Source organism: Allochromatium warmingii, from assembly GCF_900107145.1.
In the GTDB taxonomy this organism is placed as follows: Bacteria; Pseudomonadota; Gammaproteobacteria; order Chromatiales; family Chromatiaceae; genus Thermochromatium; species Thermochromatium warmingii.
The window spans coordinates 1-18255 of sequence record NZ_FNOW01000016.1 but is presented as its reverse complement, the minus strand read 5'-3'; the positions used below and the strand labels follow the sequence as shown (position 1 = coordinate 18255).

General features: G+C 57.5%; 13 protein-coding genes. 10 read left to right on the top strand and 3 right to left on the bottom strand.

Annotated features, from left to right (window positions below; all coding sequences use genetic code 11):
• Positions 1 to 5: 5 nt before the first annotated feature.
• The 3 genes from glgX to coaBC all read right to left on the bottom strand — a co-directional run bounded on the left by glgX (position 6) and on the right by coaBC (position 3896).
• Positions 6 to 2105, bottom strand: a complete 2100-nt coding sequence (gene glgX, locus BLW10_RS06600; protein ID WP_091333283.1) for a glycogen debranching protein GlgX — start codon at positions 2103 to 2105, stop codon at positions 6 to 8.
• 137 nt (positions 2106 to 2242) lie between these two features.
• Positions 2243 to 2701 carry a dUTP diphosphatase gene (gene dut / locus BLW10_RS06595; RefSeq protein WP_091333281.1) on the bottom strand — a complete coding sequence of 153 codons (459 nt, stop codon included), beginning with the start codon at positions 2699 to 2701 and terminating at the stop codon, positions 2243 to 2245.
• A complete protein-coding gene (gene coaBC / locus BLW10_RS06590) occupies positions 2685 to 3896 on the bottom strand; it encodes a bifunctional phosphopantothenoylcysteine decarboxylase/phosphopantothenate--cysteine ligase CoaBC (RefSeq protein WP_091333279.1) in 1212 nt (403 codons plus the stop codon). Before coaBC ends, dut begins: the two co-directional genes overlap by 17 nt.
• On the opposite strand from coaBC, the gene BLW10_RS13970 reads away from it, so the two are divergent.
• The 10 genes from BLW10_RS13970 to BLW10_RS06545 form a co-directional block, all read left to right on the top strand.
• Entirely contained in the window at positions 3895 to 4044 is a 150-nt protein-coding gene (locus BLW10_RS13970; RefSeq protein ID WP_177169007.1) for a hypothetical protein, read from the top strand. The two genes, coaBC and BLW10_RS13970, sit on opposite strands and share 2 nt — an antisense overlap.
• Positions 4016 to 4690 carry a RadC family protein gene (gene radC / locus BLW10_RS06585; protein ID WP_091333277.1) on the top strand — a complete coding sequence of 225 codons (675 nt, stop codon included), beginning with the start codon at positions 4016 to 4018 and terminating at the stop codon, positions 4688 to 4690. Before BLW10_RS13970 ends, radC begins: the two co-directional genes overlap by 29 nt.
• Before the next feature lie 120 nt (positions 4691 to 4810).
• Complete coding sequence (locus BLW10_RS06580) at positions 4811 to 5101, top strand: FeoA family protein (RefSeq protein WP_091333276.1); 291 nt, start codon at positions 4811 to 4813, stop codon at positions 5099 to 5101.
• A gap of 5 nt (positions 5102 to 5106) precedes the next feature.
• On the top strand, positions 5107 to 5343 hold the full coding sequence (locus tag BLW10_RS06575; protein ID WP_425425888.1) for a FeoA family protein: 237 nt from the start codon (positions 5107 to 5109) through the stop codon (positions 5341 to 5343).
• Positions 5340 to 7718, top strand: coding sequence for a Fe(2+) transporter permease subunit FeoB (gene feoB, locus BLW10_RS06570; RefSeq protein ID WP_091333273.1), 2379 nt, complete (start codon positions 5340 to 5342; stop codon positions 7716 to 7718). The genes BLW10_RS06575 and feoB overlap by 4 nt, the downstream gene beginning before the upstream one ends.
• On the top strand, positions 7715 to 7963 hold the full coding sequence (locus BLW10_RS06565) for a FeoC-like transcriptional regulator (protein WP_091333271.1): 249 nt from the start codon (positions 7715 to 7717) through the stop codon (positions 7961 to 7963). The genes feoB and BLW10_RS06565 overlap by 4 nt, the downstream gene beginning before the upstream one ends.
• A 62-nt stretch (positions 7964 to 8025) precedes the next feature.
• Positions 8026 to 11661: an exodeoxyribonuclease V subunit gamma gene (gene recC / locus BLW10_RS06560; protein ID WP_091333270.1), complete on the top strand. Its 3636-nt coding sequence runs from the start codon at positions 8026 to 8028 to the stop codon at positions 11659 to 11661.
• A 20-nt stretch (positions 11662 to 11681) separates the two neighbouring features.
• Entirely contained in the window at positions 11682 to 15458 is a 3777-nt protein-coding gene (gene recB, locus BLW10_RS06555) for an exodeoxyribonuclease V subunit beta (RefSeq protein ID WP_091333268.1), read from the top strand.
• A 4-nt stretch (positions 15459 to 15462) separates the two neighbouring features.
• The gene (gene recD / locus BLW10_RS06550; RefSeq protein WP_091333266.1) at positions 15463 to 17565 is read left to right on the top strand and encodes an exodeoxyribonuclease V subunit alpha; all 2103 of its coding nucleotides are present in this window, start codon (positions 15463 to 15465) and stop codon (positions 17563 to 17565) included.
• Between the two features lie 76 nt (positions 17566 to 17641).
• Positions 17642 to 18255, top strand: a 614-nt coding sequence (locus BLW10_RS06545; protein WP_342707514.1) for a type IIL restriction-modification enzyme MmeI, incomplete at its 3' end; no start/stop codon positions are given.

Sequence of the window (18255 nt, the reverse complement as noted above, 5' to 3'; positions counted from 1 at the left end):
AGTCATTACGTGTACAAACGGCCTTCGAGCACCTGAATACTCCGCGAGCGCACCAATTGACGGGCATCATCAACTGGGCTTTGCGCAGCGGGCGGCACCAGATCCGCTGGCGCACAGCGCGACGTATCCAGTGCCAGATGCCAGCGGGCCGGAGCGATCTCGGGCAGCGCAAAGCGCAGTGCAAAATCGCTCATATTAATCATCACATGCAGCGCCGCCTCGTCGGGATGGGCTGGCGCGAGCGTGAACGCCAAAATCTGCGCATCGGGATCCGTCCAGGGCGGGGCGTACAGGTCTAGCCCATGCCAGACCACATCCGGCAGGGAGCCGCCCGGCAGCGGCTGGCCGGAGAGAAAATGCCGATGTTGTAAATTCGGATGGCGTTTACGTAGCGCAATCAGCCCGCGCACAAACTGCAACATCGCCGCCTGCTGTTCCACAAGCGACCAATCGAACCAGCCGAGCGCGTTATCTTGACACCAAACGTTGTTATTGCCTTGCTGCGAGCGCAACACCTCATCACCGGCCAGCAGCATCGGGATGCCCTGACTTAAAAACAATAGGGTCAGTAAATTCTTCGCCTGACGCCGCCGCAGTACCAGCACCTCAGCATTCGGCGTCTCGCCCTCGGTGCCACAGTTCCAGCTTAAATTATCGTCAGTGCCGTCGCGGTTGTTTTCGTGATTCGCCGAATTGTGTTTGCGATTATAGGAAACCAAATCCCAGAGCGTGAATCCATCGTGACAGGTCACAAAATTGATGCTGTTAATTGGCTTACGCAGATTCGCTTCATATAAATCACTGCTGCCCGACAATCGGGTTGCAATTTCCGGCACCAGACCACGATCACCGCGCACAAAACGGCGCACGCTATCACGATAACGCCCGTTCCATTCCATCCAGCGATAACCCGGAAAACTGCCGACCTGATATAACCCAGCCGCATCCCACGCCTCAGCAATAATTTTAGTGGCCGCAAGCGTGTCGGATAATTCAATACCCCATAAAACCGGCGGATTAGCCAGCGGACGACCATCGCTATCCCGCGCCAGCGCACTCGCCAAATCAAAACGAAATCCATCGACGTGCATTTCGCGCACCCAATATTCGAGTGCATCAATAATAAAATTCGTCACCTGCGGATGATTGGCATTCACCGTATTGCCGCAGCCAGTGAAATCGAGATAAATGCCTTTATCGAGGGTATCAAGACAATAAAAAGTCTCGTTGCCAAAGCCTTTAAAATTCAGCGTCGGGCCAGTCGCGCCGCCTTCGCTAGTATGATTAAACACCACATCGAGAATGACGCCGATCCCAGCACGATGCAGCGCCTTGACCATATCGCGAAATTCACGGCGATGGGTTCCACGCTCAGGCGTCACACAAAATCCGGGATGCGGTGAGAAAAAACCAAAGCTGCTATAGCCCCAAAAATTGCGCAATCCAGCGGCCCATACCGCTTCGGGGACATCCTGTTCATCAAATGCCATCACCGGCATCAATTCAACATGCGTAATGCCAAGCTCTTTGAGATAGGGAATTTTTTCAATTAAACCAAGAAAAGTACCCGGATGCTGCACACCGGAACTGGGATGTCGCGTAAAACCGCCGACATGCAATTCATAAATAATCATCTGCTCGCTGGACAAGCGAATAGGCGTATCACCCTCCCAGTCGTATTCTTCAGCCAGCACCATCGCACGCGGCGAATCATGCGGCTGCACACCCTGACGCTGCCGCCGCCAGCGATCCCAGTCGGCGACATTGATCGCCCGCGCCCAGGGATCAACAAGCTCGACCTGTGGATCAAAACGCCAGCCGTGTGTATGCGGATCGTTTGGCCCTTCCAAACGCCAAGTGTAATGCGTGCCCGGCGGCAAATCCTGCACCATGACATGCCAAGAAAAAAAGGTGTGATGGGTGCGCGGATCGAGGCGGATGATCTGAAACGGCTCCGGACTGCTCGCCGCTTCATAAAGCAGCAGTTCCGCGCCGGTGGCGTGGCGACTGTAGACGGAGAAATTAACGCCGATGTCCTCGACCGTCGCGCCCGGTGGGTAGCGTCGTCCAGACAGAACCGGATAGGGAGCATTGCAGGCTGGCATGGGGGCGGACGGTCTCAAACAGCACTAAAACAAGCAGCATCATAGCACGCTCGTGTCTGGTGACGGCGATCAGCCTCCAGCTTTCAGCGACTGGCTTATAAGCTGGCGGCTGGTCGCTGGAAGCTGAAAGCTAAAAGCTAATATTTCCCCGTATGCCCAAATCCGCCCGCTCCTCGCGCTGATGGAGTGAATGATTCCACAATCGCTAATTCAGCATGGAGAATCGGCACCAAAACGAATTGCGCAATCCGCTCACCGATTTCAATACAGAACGCTTGATCGCTGCGATTCCAACACGACAGCATCAGCGGCCCCTGATAATCTGAGTCAATCAAGCCGACTAAATTACCCAGCACAATGCCATGTCGATGCCCAAGTCCAGAGCGCGGCAGAATCATTCCCGCTACGCCAACTTCAGCAATATGCACCGCTAATCCAGCCGGAATCAATTCACAGCCACCGGGCACAAGTTCTAATGGCGCATCGAGCATGGCGCGTAAATCTAAGCCAGCCGCGCCCTCAGTGGCATAGTGTGGGAGCGGAAATTCCCGCCCTAAACGTGGATCAAGAATTTGGATTTCAAGACGATGACGCATGATAAATCTGATACCGTTCAGCAATACATTGAGCTAATTGACGAGCAAGCTGAGATTTAGGCTGCATTGGTAATTCACATTGACCATCATCCCAAATCACGGTCAGTGCATTATCCGTGCATTCAAATCCACCCTGCGCCCCGCCGACCTGATTGGCGGCAATCATGTTTAGTTGTTTGTGTTGCAATTTAGCGCGAGCATAGTCAATGACGTGATCGGTTTCAGCAGCAAAACCAACGGTAAACGGCGACGCAGTCAATGCAGCAACTTCACCGAGAATATCCGGGTTGCGCACCAAATGCAGCGTAAATTCATCGGCGTGTTTTTTGATTTTATGCTCCGCGACATTCACCGGACGATAATCAGCGACCGCTGCGGTGGCGACAAACACATCACAGTCGGCCACCCGCGTCATCACCGCTAAATACATTTCTAACGCTGTTTCAACATCTATACGCTCGACGCTTGGCGGCGTGGGTAGCGCCGTCGGCCCAGCAATCATCACTACACTAGCACCGAGTTCACGCAACGCTGCGGCCAGTGCAAAACCCATCTGTCCCGAACTGCGATTGCTCAAAAACCGCACCGGATCAAGCGGTTCGCGGGTCGGCCCCGCCGTCAGCAGCACGCACGCGCCCTCTAATGCGCGGGCAGCGCGGGGCAACAGCGCCTCAGCGATCTCCAGCGGTTCCAGCATCCGCCCAGGGCCGTGTTCGCCGCAGGCTTGAGCGCCCACCGCTGGCCCAAGCACCTGCGCCCCTCGCGCCCGCAAAATGTTTACGTTGTGCTGGGTGGCGGGATGTCGCCACATCGCTTGATTCATCGCCGGTGCCAGATAGAGCGGCGCATCACAGGCGAGGGCAACGGTTGTCAACAGATCATTTGCGAAGCCAGCGGCCAAGCGTGCGAGCACATCCGCCGTCGCTGGCGCAATCACCAGCCGCTCGGCCCAACGCGCCAGCTCAATATGATCCATACCGGCTTCGGCCTGTGGATCAAGTAGCGTGGTGCGCACCGGATGACCGGACACGGCTTGAAATGTCAGCGGTGTGACAAAGGCCGCCGCCGCATCTGTCAACATTACGCGCACGTCTGCGCCGCGCTCGCTGAGGCGACGCACTAAATCCACGGCTTTATAGGCCGCAATGCCGCCGCTGACGCCGAGCAGCACCCGAGTACCTGCGTGCAAATCCATGATCTTATTGTGTATTCTGGTCTACAATGCAGCCGGAAGTGTAACCGATCCGCCGCCGCATCGCGGCTGGAAGCTGGCCGCTGAAAGCTCAAAAAAACCCAACACACCGGAGACCGCGCATGTCGATCAAGGACTGGCCCGAGGGTGAACGCCCGCGTGAAAAATTGCTCGAACGCGGCGCGGGGGCGCTCTCGGATGCGGAATTGCTGGCAATTTTTTTGCGCACCGGCATTGCCGGCAAAAGCGCCGTCGATCTGGCCCGCGAACTGTTGCGTGATTTTGGTGGATTGACGCCACTGCTGGCCGCCGATCAGCGGCGTTTTTGTGACGCGAAGGGGCTGGGCACGGCGAAATATGCACAACTGCAAGCGGTACTCGAACTCAGTCGCCGCTATTTGCTCACGCGCCTAGCTGGACAGGATGTGCTCACCAGCCCCGAAGCGACCCGCGAGTATCTCAAACTGCGGCTCTACGGCTCACCCTATGAGATTTTTGCCTGCTTGTTTCTCGATACCCGCCATCGCGTGATTGTGTATGAAGAGCTGTTTCGCGGCACCATCGACGGCGCGAGTGTGCATCCGCGTGAGGTGGTGCGGCGCGTGATCGAGACCCAAGCGGCAGCGGTGATCTTTGCCCATAACCATCCCTCCGGCGTTGCCGAGCCGAGTCAGGCGGATGTGCAGATCACGCGACGGCTCAAGGATGCGCTGGCTTTAATTGATGTGCGGGTGCTCGATCACATCATCATCGGCGATGGCGATGGCACCTCGTTTGCGGAACGTGGGTTGTTATAGTCGGGGAGCGGGCGGTTTTGTGCGTGATTCAGTGCAGCACGGCACAAATGAGAAAGCGTTGCATTTGCGCGGGCAGCGGTCTAGGATAAGAATCATTCTTGTTACTGCCGAGTCGTCGCCATGAATCTTGCCTATTCGCTGCATCCATCCGATTTAATCTCGTCCACGCAATCATCCACGCAAGCGTTCCCGCTGATGCTGGCCGATGACGGCGAGCGGGTGCGCATTCAAACGCTGCAAGGCGGCAAAGGATTGGCAAAACGGCTGACTGAATTGGGGCTGAATCTTGGCACTGAAGTACGGATTGTGGCACGTCAGGGCGGCGGTCTGGTGGTGGCACGCGGCGAAACGCGGCTGGCGCTCGGCGGCGGTATGGCCAGCAAGATTCTGGTGGAGGCCATCGCCCGATGAATACGCTGACACTGACATTAAAGGATTTCAAAGCCGGCGAGCAGGGGCGCGTGCGCGGCTTTCAGGCCGGTGGTGGCGCGTATCGGCGCAAGCTGTTAGCGATGGGGCTGACGCCCGGCGCGGCGCTGGAGGTGATTCGGGTCGCGCCGCTGGGCGATCCGGTGGAGATTCGCGTGCGCGGCACGGCGGTGAGTTTGCGCCGTGATGAGGCGGCGGTGCTGGAAGTGGAGCGTACCGCATGAACCAACCCGTCTCTCAACCACAGTTCTGCATCGGCGTGGTCGGCAATCCGAACTGCGGCAAAACGACGCTGTTTAATGCGCTCACTGGCTCGCGCCAGCAGGTTGGCAACTGGTCGGGCGTGACGGTTGAGCGCAAAACCGGACGTTATCGCTTCGATGCGGCGGAATTTACCCTCGTCGATCTGCCCGGCACCTATTCGCTCGATGTGTCTGAGCCGTCAGTGTCGCTTGATGAACGCATCGCCCGTGATTTTGTTCATGCCCGCGAAGCCGATGTCATCCTCAATATCCTCGATGCGGCGAGTTTAGAGCGCAATCTCTATCTGACCACCCAACTGCTTGAGATGGGCCGCCCGCTGGTGCTGGCGCTCAATATGATGGATGTGGCGACGGCGCGAGGCATTCACATCAACATTGCGGCGCTGGCGCAACAGCTCGGCTGTCCGGTGGTGCCGCTGGTGGCCGCTACTGGCGATGGCTTGGCGGAACTCAAGCGCACGCTGCATGAACAGGCCGTGCTCGCGTCCACACATATCAACAGACCGTCGGTGCAAATTCCATTCGGCAAGCGGCTGGAAACCGCCATCAGCGTCTTGGAACCGCGTTTGCGTCCGCTGGCTGAAGCGCAGGGCGATCCGGTGCGCTGGCTGGCAGCGCGATTGCTCGAAGGCGATGATCTGGCACGCGCCCTAACCGGCACAGCGATGACAGTGGCGGAAGTTCAGGCGCTGCTCGGCGATGATGCGGAAGCGGTCGATATTCTGTTTGCCGATGCGCGTTACAGCTTCGCGCACGCGGTCACGCAGGCGACGGTAAAACAGTGCGGTCAGGCGTCGCGTTCGTTGTCGGATCGGGTAGATCGCGTGGTGCTCAATCGCGTGCTCGGCTTGCCGATTTTTCTCGCCGTGATGTATCTGATGTTCATGTTTACCATCAACATCGGCGGGGCGTTGATCGACTTTTTTGATCTGGCGGCGGGCACGATCTTTGTCGATGGCGTGGCGCAGCTGTTAGCGCAGATCGGTACCCCAGAGTGGCTGATGATTGGTCTCGCTGATGGACTCGGCGGCGGCGTGCAGGTGGTGGCGACCTTTATTCCAATCATCGCCTGTCTCTATTTATTCATGTCGGCGCTGGAAGATTCGGGGTATATGGCGCGGGCGGCCTTTGTAATGGATCGCTTGATGCGGGCGATTGGGTTGCCGGGCAAATCATTCGTGCCGCTGCTGGTCGGATTTGGCTGCAATGTGCCAGCGATTATGGCCGCCCGCACGCTCGAACATCCCCGCGACCGCATTCTCACTGTGTTGATGACGCCCTTTATGTCATGCGGGGCGCGATTGCCAGTCTATGCGTTATTTGCAGCCGCGTTTTTCACCGCTGGCGGGCAAAATGTGGTGTTCGCGCTCTATTTGATCGGCATTCTCGCCGCCGTGCTGACCGGCTTTATTCTCAAGCGCACCCTGCTTGAAGGTCAGGTGATGCCGTTTGTGATGGAACTGCCGCCCTATCATCTGCCGACACTCAGGGGCGTGTTGCGGCGCACCTGGGATCGCACGCAGGGCTTTGTGGTGCGAGCGGGCGCGGTGATTGTGCCGATGGTGCTGGTGCTCAATGTGCTCAATACCACCGGCACCGATGGCAGTTTTGGCAATGAAGATAGTGAGCAATCGGTGCTCGCCGCGATTGGACGCACCATCGCGCCCGCGTTCGCACCGATGGGCTTAAATGCCGATAACTGGCCGGCAACGGTCGGGATTTTTACCGGAATTTTGGCCAAAGAAGCAGTGGTCGGCACACTGGATGCAACCTATTCGGGATTAGCAGCGACAGATGCGGGCGCAGAGGCAACAGCGGCTGAGGACAGCGCGGCCCCCTACAGTTTGAGCGCCGGACTGCGCGAAGCGGCGGCGACAATTCCGACCAATCTGGGCGCTGCACTTGGCAGTTGGGCCGATCCGCTGGGCTTGGGCAGTGTCGCCGAGAGCGCCGATCCGATGGCAGCGGCGGAGGCGCTTGCAGTCGGTAGCGGCACCTTTGGCGCGATGGCGGCACGTTTTGACGGTGCAGCGGGCGCTTTCGCCTATCTGCTGTTTATTCTGCTGTATTCGCCCTGTGTCGCGGCGATTGGTGCGATTCAGCGCGAGACCTCGACCGGCTGGGCGCTGTTTGCGGTGCTGTGGACGACCGGACTGGGTTATATCAGCGCGACGCTGTTTTATCAGGCGGCGATCTTTAGCCGCGATCCGCTGAGTGCCGCGATCTGGATTAGCGTGATGCTCGGTGTGCTACTAGCGGCGGTGATCGGGATGCGCGTGTGGGGGCGGCGCTCGGCGCTGCCGGTTAAATTAGCGACTGAGGTGATGTCGGCATGATTGTCAGTGAACTTGCACGCTATCTCCGCGCCAACCGCCGCGCCGCCGTGCGCGATCTCGCTTATCGGTTTGATACCGAACCGGAGGCCCTGCGCGGGATGCTCGACATACTGGAACGCAAAGGCCGGATCCGCAAGCTTCCAGCCTATACACCCTGCGCCGGGGGCTGTAGTCACTGCGATCCGAGTACGATTGAGTTATATGAATGGGTGGACGCAACGGATCCGGTCGCGCCCACTGTATAAACCCGTGTAAACGGCTAGACTGTCGGGTATCGCATCACGCATCGCCCGACAGGATTGCCCCCATGCCCACCCCCTCGCCCGCGTCTGCCAACTGGCCCACCGGCTTTATGCTGATTCAGGGCAATCGGCTTGAAGAGCTACGCGCCCTTTTGGTCGCGTGGATACAGCGCCATCCGCTCGCGCCGCTGGAAAATGAAACCATCTTGGTGCAGAGCAACGGCATCGCCCAATGGCTCAAACTGGCGCTGGCGACCCATCCAGCGCAACACGAATCGGATCGCTTCGCCGGTGGGCTGGGGATCGCGGCGGCGCTCGATGTGGTGTTGCCAGCGCGATTTATGTGGCGCGTTTATCGCGCCGTGCTCGGCGCACTGCCGGAAACCTCGCCCTTTGATAAAGCGCCGCTGACGTGGCGGCTCTATCGCTTGCTCGAACGGCTGACCGATCAGCAGTCATCTATACATTCAACCGACACGCTGACCGAAGCATTAGCCCCATTGCGCGGATTTTTGACCAGTGCGGGCAGCGATGCCGCGCCGCGTCGCCGTTATCAGCTCGCTGAGCGCCTCGCCGATTTGCTCGATCAATATCAGGTGTATCGCGCCGATTGGCTCGCCGCTTGGTCTGAGGGCCGCGATAGCCTGATTCGTCCCAACGGCGCGGAGCGCCCAATTCCAGCCGGTCAAGCGTGGCAGCCGGTGTTGTGGCGGGCGCTGCAAGCCGATGTCGCCGCCGAGTGTGACCCCAACGATCCGCCATTGCGTCATGCCAGCCGCGCTCAGGTGCATCAGCAGTTTTTAGCGCAGGCCGGGCAGCTAACCGCCAGCGCCCGCCAGCGGCGCGGACTGCCGCGCCGCGTCATCGTGTTCGGTCTCTCGGCGCTGCCGCGTCAGATGCTCGAAGTGCTCGAAGCCCTTGCGCCCGTGACGCAGGTGATCGTGTTCGCGCTCAATCCGAGTCGCCATTATTGGGGCGATATTATCGAAGGCCGCGATTTATTCCGCCGTCCCTATCGTCGGCACAGGGCACGCAAGGTGCCCGAAGATCTCGACGAGCGCGAACTGCATTTACACGGTCATCCGCTGCTTGCAGCTTGGGGCAAACAGGGGCGTGATTATCTGCGTCTGCTTGATGAACAGGATGAACGGCTACGCTATGAAGCGCAGTTTCGCGGGCTGGTGGCGAACGGCGCGAGCATTGATCTGTTCACGCCCGCCGGTGATGACTGTCTGTTGCATCAATTACAAGACGATCTGCTCGAACTGCGCCCACTGCACGAGCGTCAGGCGCAACAGACGGTGATCGATCCGGCCCAAGATCGCAGTGTGGAATTTGTCATCGCCCACAGTCCACAGCGCGAGATTGAGATCCTGCATGATCGGCTGCTTGCCGAGTTCGAGCGCAGCGCCCGCACCGCTCGCCCATTGCACCCGCGTGAAGTGCTGGTGATGGTGCCGGATATCGCCATTCACGCCCCCCACATTCAAGCCGTATTCGGGCGCTTTGAGCGCAGCGACCCGCGCCATATTCCGTTCCAGATTACCGATCAAGGCCAGCGCCACCGCAATCCGTTAGTGATCGGACTAGAACAGTTGCTCAATCTACCGCGTGCCCGCTTGACGGTCAGCGACGTGCTGGATTTGCTGGATATTCCGGCGCTTCGCGCCCGTTTTGACCTGACCGAAGCTGCTGTCCGCACCCTGCGTACTTGGATCGCTGGGGCGCAGGTACGCTGGGGTTTGTCTGCCACGCATCGTGCCAGCCTCGGACTGCCAGCCGGATTAGAACAGAATACTTGGCGATTTGGATTGCGCCGCTTGCTGCTCGGATTTGCCAGCGGCGCGGCGGGCGCGTGGCGCGAGATTGAACCACATGATGAGGTCGGCGGACTGGAGGCGGCGCTGCTCGGGCCGTTGACGCTGCTGCTCGACCGGCTCGAACTGACGTGGCAGCAGTTACGCGAAGCGCGTGCGCCGACCGCTTGGGTGGCGCTGATGAGCGAACTCTTGGAAACCTTTTTTATGGAGGTCAGCGACAGCGATGGCGTGATCTTGGCGCGAATGCTGGCCGAATTGGATGCCTGGGCGGAAGACTGTGCGCAAGGCGGATTAGGTGAGGAACCAATTGCGCTGGAGATTTTCCGCGAAGCATTATTAGCGCGGCTCGATCAACCGAATTTGAACCAACGCTTTTTAGCCGGTGAGGTCAATTTTGCGACCTTAATGCCGATGCGGGCGATTCCATTTCGGCAGATTTGGTTATTAGGCATGAATGACCAAGATTATCCGCGCCGCCAGATTCCAGCCGATTTTGATTTAATGATCGGCGATTATCGCCCTGGGGATCGGTCGCGGCGCGAAGATGATCGTTATTTATTTCTCGAAGCTCTATTATCGGCGCGTGATAAGCTGGTTATTGGCTGGGTTGGGCGCAGTATTCGCGACAATAGCGAGCGCCCGCCGTCGGTCTTAGTCGGGCAATTACGCGATCATCTCGCCGCCGGTTGGCAATTACCGCCGCATCATAGTGGATCAGTGCCACAGGCTTTAACCACTGAGCATCCATTGCAGCCTTTTGGACGGGCGTATTTTACCGCTCATGCTACCGCTGAACACGCGCCCGCATTATTCACCTATGCCCGTGAATGGCGAGCGGTGCATACACCGCCCCTTGCAAATAATACTGCGCCACTGCCGCTCTGGGTGCCAGATGCGCCATTGGATTTAGAGCAGCTCAGTCGCTTTTTGCGTGAGCCGATTACCCAATTTTTCAAACAGCGATTAGGCATTACCAAACCCGATGCAGCGATTGCCGTCTGCGATGTCGAAACCTTCGATCTCGATGGGTTGGAGAATTGGGCAATCAAAGATGAATTGATGACTGATTTATTTGAGCCAGATTTAACCGATGCGGAATTAACCGACCGCTTGCAGACGCGCATTGCACGGATTCAAGCGCAAGGGCGATTAGTAGCCGGTGAATTAGGACAGGCGCTTGGGCGTCAGGTGATTGAATATCTCCCGAAGCTCTATACCGACTGGAACGCCGCCCTAGCCGAATGGCCGCAGCGGTGTGAACAGCCGTTGTTAGTCCAGCTTGAATTAGTACGCGCAGATGCTGTATTGAAATTAGAAGATCGCTTAACTGACTTGCGGATGGGCGAGACGGGTTATGGTCAAATTATTTTAAGCGCCAGTGGCTTAATCAATAACAAGTCTGATACCGATTCTAAATATAAATGGCGCACTATTTTACCGGCTTGGGTACAGCATTTGGCCGCGCAATGCAGCGGCTTGCCAGTCACGACGCTGCTTTTAACCCCTTCGGGAATCTTACGTCTACCGCCATTTAAACCGGATGATTCACAAGCCCATTTAACAACCTTACTATCCGCTTGGTGGGTTGGCATGTCTGAACCGCTACCGCTGGCGCTTAATTCGGCGATGATTTGGATTAAAAAAGATGGCCCGGCGCACTGTAGCGATGATTTTGACCCGACTGCTTTACCGGCGTGGAATGCTGCCGTCAAAGCCTTTGAGACTGATTTGAAATATGACGCCTATGTCAGGCGCTGTTATCCCACATTTGAGGCACTGTGGTCAGCGGGGGAATTTGCGGTCTGGGCGCAGCGACTTTATCACCGCTTGCACACAACAGTTCATGCTGTCGTGAATAAAGCACAGGGAAAGCCTGAGTAATCAATCGGAGTAATGTTTCAATGACTGCCATTATTCAGCCAAGTATTCAATCAGCTAATCAGCCAATCGCGCCGCAAATTGTCCAACAACTCGATCCGCTGACGGTACCGCTGCATGGCTCGCGTTTAATTGAAGCCAGCGCCGGTACCGGCAAAACCTTTACGCTCGCCATGCTCTATGTGCGTTTAGTCTTGCAGCATGGCGGTGAAACAGCTTTTAATCGACCGCTGGTGCCGCCGGAAATTCTTGTTGTGACCTTTACCAATGCCGCGACTGAAGAATTACGCGACCGTATTCGCCGCCGTTTAGTTGAAGCAGCGGCAGTCTTTCGCGGTCAGCCGCCGCATGATCCCTCGGATCAATTGCTCACGGCATTACGCGAGGCGATGGCAGGCGGTGATTTAGCGCAGAGTGCGCGGCGCTTAGATTTAGCCGCAGAATGGATGGATGAAGCGGCGATTTCGACGATTCATGCGTGGTGTTATCGCATGTTGCGTGAACATGCGTTTGATAGCGCCAATGCGTTTGAGCAAATCTTAGTTAATGATGAAGCGGATTTATTACAGCAAGCGGCTGAGGATTATTGGCGGACGTTTATTCTGCATCTTGATGCCGAAGCCTTGCAATTAGTGTTGGCTCAATGGTCAGCGCCAGCGGTGCTCAGTAAAGCGGTGAGTGCGTTATTGCCGTTAGTCGAATATCTGCCGGCGACTGATGCACCGGTTATCAGTTTACGTCATTATTATCAGCAATTAGCGGCGATTAAAACTACTTGGCGCGAGCAAGACTATATCGCCGGATTAGAGCAGCTTTTTGATGAAGCATTGAAAAACAATGCGTTTCATAAATCAAAACTCAATGTCACCAATCGCGGTAAAGTTTTGAATGATCTTAAGCTGTGGATTGCGACACCCAATCAAGTCAGTTTACATGCGTTTGAAAATGAATCTTGGAAACGCATGTCATCGCTCGAAATAGCAACCGTCTGGAAAAATCCCGCACAAGCGCCGGTCGATTATCCAGCCTGTCAAGCCTTAGCTGGACTGAAAGATGCGCTCGTTGCCCTGCCCGAACAGCTCACGCAAGCTTTGCTTGCGCACGCGACTCATTGGCTTAAACGGCGCGTCGAGCATGAAAAACATCAGCAATCGCTGCTGACGCAAACGGATTTATTGATTCGTCTCGATGCCGCCTTACAAGGTACGGGCGGTGAACGGCTCGCTGCTGTCATGCGTCAGCAATTTCCGGTCGCGTTGGTCGATGAATTTCAAGATACTGACCCGATCCAATATCGCATTTTTGATGCGATTTATCAGATCCGCGCCAATTCGCCATTGAGCGGTTTTTTTATGATCGGCGATCCAAAACAGGCGATTTATGGCTTTCGCGGTGCCGATATTCATACCTATTTAATCGCCCGCGCTGCCACTGCCGGACGCCATTACACCCTGCCGATCAATTATCGGTCATCAACCGATTTAATTGCAGCAGTCAATGGCTTATTTCAGCATGGTGAAGCACAAGCCAAGCGCGGCGCGTTTTTATTTCGCACGCCGGACGGCGCGGCGAATCCGATTCCCTTTTATCCGGTCAGCGCCCGCACGCAAGCTGAACCGACCCTCATGATCGACGGTGATCCTTGCGAACCGCTCCACGCTTGGTTAATTGAGCTGGACACGAACGGCAAATTGACCAAAGAGCGGTATCGCCAGCGCACGGCCACCGCAGCGGCGCGGCTGATTGCGCAACTGTTGCAACTTGGACAGCAGGGCCGCGCCCGCTTACCGGAATGGCCCGACGGTTCGCGTTCGCTGCAAGCCAGTGATTTGGCGGTATTGGTCGCCAATCGCGGCGAAGCGGACGCGATCCGCGCCGAACTGCAACGCTTGGGCGTGGCCAGCGTGTATTTATCCGAGCGCAATAATGTGTTCGATACACGCACGGCGGATGATCTGGTGGTGATCTTGCGGGCGATTGCCAGCCCGTTTGAGGATCGGCTGTTACGGCAGGCACTGGCGACCGCGTTATGTGGTCAGGCGTTGGCTGATCTCGACCGCTTGAACCACGATGAACGCTATTGGGAAGCGCAGGGCGAACGCATCCGCCTGTTGCATGACTGCTGGCAGCGGCAGGGATTTTTGCCGATGCTCTATCGCTTGCTCGATGTGTTCGGGATGGCGACGCGGCTGTTAGCCCAGCGCGACGGCGAGCGCACGATGACCGATTTGCTGCATCTCGGCGAGCTGTTGCAGCAGGCCAGCACCGAGCTAGACGGTATGGCGGCGCTGGTGCGCTATTTAGAAGAAGCGATCAGCGCCAGTCGGACGGCGGTCAGTGCCCCGCCGGAAACCGATCAACTGCGGCTCGAAAGTGATGCGCGGTTGGTGCGGATTGTGACCATTCATAAATCAAAAGGGTTGGAATATCCGCTGGTGTTTTTGCCATTTGCGGCAAGCTGTCGCTGTATCAGTGACAAAGATCGACCGCTCAAAACCCATGATGATGCCCATCAGCTTCAGGTGCATCTGGGCGGCAATCCGGCGATTGTGCAACAGGCCGATCATGAGCGATTAGGCGAGGATGTGCGCAAGCTCTATGTCGGATTAACCCGTGCGCGTTATGTGAATTGGCTGGGCTTGGGGGTGACTGAAGATTTTAAGCGGTCGGCATTCGGCTATTTGCTCGGCGTGCCGGAAGAGACCGCGCTCGATACCGCGATGCTGGCCGAACAGTTGCGCCAGTTGCCAAAACTGGTGCGACTGACCGCGCCCGAATGTGACCCTGCACCGCTGGCGCTGACCGCAGCGGAGACGCTCGCGCCAGCTCGCAGCGTGACCGATTGGCGACCGCGTGCGTGGTGGATTAGCAGCTATTCGGCCTTGATTCGCGAGACTTGGCGACCCGTGTCAGCACCGGAAACGGCCAGCGATGAGACCGTACACGAAGAACTGAGCCAACCGTTGGAATCAACTGCCGTGCCGCTCGACTTGCCAGCAGCGCCAGCAATGCCGGTCGATCCGGCGAGCTTACATGCCTTTCCACGCGGCGGACGGTACGGCACCTTTATTCATGGCGTGCTCGAATGGGCCGCAACGCAACGCGCTCCCTATCCGTTGCGCTCAGGTTTTGCCGCTGCGCTCACCGCCGACCACGCCCGCCGTCAGATGCTGGCAAACCGCTGCACGCCGCGTCATCTCGATGACTGGATTGAACCGCTCGATGCTTGGCTGACGGCGCTGTTAGAGCGAACTTGGTCGCTGACAACACTCGCTTTGCCAGATGGTCGCGTGCCGACATTGCGGTTGGCTGATCTTGACCCCAGCCGCTATCAGGTCGAACTCGAATTTTGGATCGAAGCGCGACAGGTCAAGCTTGCCACGCTCGATGCGCGGCTGTTAGCGCACACGCTCAACGGACGCGAACGCCCGCCGCTGACCGGCCAGCAGCTCAACGGGATGCTCAAGGGGTTTATTGATCTCGTGTTCGAGCAGCAGGGGCGCTATTACGTGCTCGATTGGAAATCCAACTGGCTTGGCCCTGATGACCGCGCCTATAGCGCCGAGGCGATGCAGGCGGCGATGTGCGAGCGTCGCTACGATCTGCAATATGTGCTCTATCTGCTGGCGCTGCATCGACAACTTAAAGCCCGCTTGCCCGATTACGACTATGACCAGCATCTTGGCGGCGCGATCTACATCTTTGTGCGCGGCGGTCAGGCCACGACACAAGGCTTATTTATGGATCGCCCGCCGCGTGCCTTGATCGACGCCCTTGATGCGCAGTTTGCCGGAGCTTAAGCACATGGATACAGCCGCCAACCTCTTGTCACAGTTACAGAATTGGGTCGCTGCCGGCGCACTGCGTCCGCTCGATCTGGCACTGACGCGCTTGATTCACGACCAGACGCCGGAGCACGATGCCGCCGTGCTGCTGGCCGTCGCGCTCACCAGCGAGCGTAATCAGCATGGGCATGTGTGCTTAGATTTAGCCGCTGCGCTGGCCCATCCGCACACGCTGCTACGCGCCCGGCACGCGCCGCACGCCGATCTCACCGATGTCGCCGCCGGCGCGGTCGGCGACGCGCTCGCTGCCCAGCTTGCGACCCTGACGCTCGCGGCGTGGATCGAGCGACTCGCGGCCAGCGGCGCGATAGCCGATCAGCTTCATCGCAACTCAACCGCACCGAATGCGACCGACAGCGCAACGCCCTTGGTGCTGGCCGGAACCGCCGAGCGCCCGTTGCTCTATCTGCGACGTTATTGGACGTATGAACAGCAGATTCGGCAGGGCATCGCCGCACGTCTGCGCACGCCGCTCGCTGTGCCCGAAGCCACCACGCGCCGCCTGCTCGATGCCCTCTTTGTCGCCGAACGCAGCGATCCGCCCTGGCAGCGCATCGCCTGTGCCCTAGCTGCCCGCAGTGCCTTTGCGATCATCACCGGCGGCCCGGGCACCGGCAAAACCACCACCGTCGTGCGCCTGCTCGCGCTGCTGCAAAGCTTGGCGCTGGAATCCGGCGGCGCGGCCTGGCGCATTCGGCTCGCAGCTCCGACCGGCAAAGCCGCCGCACGGCTCACCGATTCCATCGCCGCGCAGGTCGCCGGATTGCCGTTCGCGCACCTGCCGGGCGGCGAGGCGATCTTACGCGCCGCGATTCCGACCACCGCGACCACGCTGCATCGCTTGCTCGGCCCGCTGCCTGACAGTCGCCATTTTCGCTATTGCGCCAAGCAACCGCTGCCGGCTGATATTGTCGTGGTCGATGAAGCTTCGATGATTGATGTGGAGATGATGGCGGCGCTGCTGGCCGCGCTGTCACCGGAAGCGCGGCTGATTCTCTTGGGCGATCAAGATCAGCTTGCATCGGTGGAAGCCGGAGCCGTACTCGGCGATCTGTGTCAACGGGCACGCGCCGCGCATTACACGCCGGAGACGAGCGCGTGGCTGGCGCGGGTGAGCGGCGCACACCTGCCGGATGCGTTTCTTGATCCCGCCGGACAGCCGCTCGATCAGGCGATCACCATGCTCCGGCACAGCTATCGCTTTCACGCCGAAGGCGGCATCGGGGCGCTGGCCGAACTGGTTAATACGCAGCGGTTATGGCAGCAGCCGGTGCGTCATCCGCTCGGCGCACTCAAAACACTGTTTGCCCAGCAAGCACAGGCAACGGATACCAGTCTTGGCCGCTTACAGCAGATCGTGTTGCGCGATGCGACCGACCCACAACTCGATCAACTCGCTCGCGCTGGCTATGCCGCGCCGGACGGCTATCTCGCCGTGCTCCACGCCCAGCGCCCAGCCGATGACGCACCCGCCGAGGCGTTCGATGCTTGGGCACGCGCTGTGCTTGAGGCGCAGAGCCGCTTTCAACTGCTCACCCCGTTGCGGCGTGGGCTGTGGGGTGTTGAGGGCTTAAATCAGCGCATTCAGCGGCTTTTGAGTCAGGGCGCAGGCGCACCGCTGGCGGACACTCGCGGGCAACCCTGGTTTGAGGGGCGGCCAGTCTTAGTCACGCGCAATGATCGTGATTTAAATTTAATGAATGGCGATATTGGTTTAACACTGCGCGTACCGGAGCGATTTGATACAGCAGCGCGGGCATTTTTATTGCGCGTGGCGTTTCCGGCGGGGAATGGTGCGATTCGCTGGCTGTTACCGAGTCGCTTACAAGCGGTTGAGACCGTGTTTGCGCTGACGGTGCATAAATCCCAGGGATCGGAATTTGCGCATACGGCATTAGTCTTGCCGGATACCGCAAATCCAGTGCTGACCCGTGAATTACTCTATACAGCGATTACGCGCTCAAAATCTATGTTTACGCTGCTCTATAGCCGTGAATCTGTGGTGCGCGAAGCATTAGAACAGCAGGTGGAGCGGGTGACTGGGTTGGGGATGTTTGCTTAAATCGGTTTTTTCTGGTCACGAAGTTTTGTGCTTTGTGACCTTTGATTTTACTAACTGAGAAATATGAGAAATAACCATGCCTTTATCTTGGAATGAAATCAAAGAACGTGCCTTAGAATTTTCGCGTGAATGGGCAAATGAGTGTTCAGAAGATGCGGAAGGTAAGTCGTTTTGGGATGGATTTTTCAATGTGTTTGGTATAACGCGGAAACGATTAGCGAGTTTTGAGCAGCGTGTTAAAAAGCTCGATGGGCGCGATGGTTATATTGATTTGCTCTGGAAGGGTAAATTATTAGTTGAGCAAAAATCACGCGGCAAAAATTTAGATCGTGCGTTTCAGCAGGCGACAGATTATTTCCCCGGACTGAAAGAGCGTGAATTGCCGCGCTATATTTTAGTATGCGATTTTGAGCGGTTCCGGTTATATGATTTAGAAACCGATGAACGCTATGAATTTATGTTGTCTGAATTAGTCGATCATGTGCATGTATTTGGTTTTATCGCGGGCTATCAAACGAAAGTCTATCGGGAACAAGATCCGGTGAATATTAAGGCTGCCGAACGGATGGGGCAGTTGCATGATGTGTTGCAAGCGTTAGGCTATGACGGGCACGCGCTGGAAGTCTATTTAGTGCGGCTGTTGTTTTGTTTGTTTGCTGAGGATACGGGGATTTTTGAGCCAGATCAGTT